This is a genomic window from Arthrobacter sp. SPT-J7 (assembly GCF_059089965.1).
Window position 1 is genome coordinate 1 of record NZ_JBNHFF010000416.1, and the last position, 1,520, is coordinate 1,520.

1 protein-coding gene is annotated in these 1,520 nt (G+C 64.3%); it reads right to left on the reverse strand.

The features are described 5' to 3' along the window. Positions 1-1,484: SGNH/GDSL hydrolase family protein (locus AC5RWX_RS33185; RefSeq protein ID WP_494100411.1), on the reverse strand; the 1,484-nt coding region annotated here is incomplete at its 3' end. Positions 1,485-1,520: the final 36 nt, after the last annotated feature.

The window sequence follows — 1,520 nt, forward strand, 5'->3', positions numbered from 1 at the left end:
CGCTGGCCCGAGCCGCTTATGGAGAGGTTGAGCTGTCCGTCGGAGACCAGGACCTGGTTGATGATCTTCGTTGCTGATGATGCCCGGCTGGAAGACACCTGGCCGAATGGAGTGCCCTCGGCTGCGACGTCCGTCCGCGTGGAGCCGATCCAGTCACTGTGGTAGGTCTTCAGGGCATAGGTGCCGTTGGGGACGTCGAGCTGGAATTCGAAGCTGGAGCCGCTGAGGACGAAGTCCCGCAGCAGGTTGTTGGTCACCGCGCCCCGGTCCCGGTCGCTGAGCACCGAGATGTCCTTGAAGCCGAAGCCCCGCTGCGGAGTGTACGCCATGGTCCGGCTGACCTCGGTGTAGCCGGCCTCAAGGGGTGCCCCCACCGGTCCAAAGTCGAACTTGTACTTTGCCTGTTTGGTGGTCATGTTGAGGACATCGCTGGGTTCCGAAAGTCCCTTGCCGTTCATGGCGGCGACCCGGACGCTGTAGGCGGTACCTTCGGCGAGCCCGCCCAGGTTGGCCGTGGGGACAGTTGAGGTCGTGGTGAGCTTGTAGGCGCTGTCGGGTTCGGAAGCCAGCTTCCGGTACACCTTGTAGATGTCCGCGCCTTCGACGGGCTGCCACTTCAAGAGTGCCCCCGCGTTGGAGACGCTTCCGGCCACCAGTCCCTGCGGTTTGGCAGGAACTGACGACGGCGGCACGATTTCCTTGACCCGTGAGGCCAGCGGAACGCTGAGCTGCTTCACGCCGCCGGCCACCAGGCGCGCGACCTGGATGGCGCCGTATTCCTGGAAGTGGGTGTTGTCCACCGTGCCGGTGGGGCGGTTGGGGTAGACGCCAGCGTCGACGTGGAGGAAGACGGACTTGGTGTCTTCAGGGCCGATGGCGTCGTAGTAGGCGCGGCTCGAGGCGGAAAGGTCCACCAGGGCCACGTTTTCCTCAGCGGCCAGTTCCTGCATCTTGGCCACGTACTCGGGGAAGCTGACCCGGAACTTGCCGGTGGCTTCGTCGTAGTCCCGGCGTCCCACGGGGGTGACCAGAACGGGCGTGGCACCGCGCTGGCGGGCGCCGTTGACGTACGTCCGGAGGTATTCCTTGTAGTCGGCTGGTGAGGCATAGCGGTCATCGACGCCTACGGTGGCGTCATTGTGGCCGAACTGGACCATCAGGTAGTCGCCGGGGTTGATGACGCGGAGGATCTCGTCAAGCCGTCCCTGGCTGATGAAGTTCTTGGAGCTCCGGCCGCCGATTGCGTGGTTCTTGAAGGAGACGCTGTCATCGAAGTACCGGTCGATCATCTGGCCCCAGCCCGATTGGGGAGCGAAACCTGGATCGTAGGTCTGCACGGTGGAGTCGCCCGCGAGAAAGACGCCGGGGTCAGTGGTGGCGGTGCGCGGAGCACGGGCGGCAATGACCAGGGAGTTGATCTTGGCCGCTGTACCGGTGAAGTCGAGGTTGAGCTGTCCGTCCACCAGGGAGATGGGGAACTCCATCTCCAGGTATTGCCCGGCGGGCTTGTCCGTTGCCTG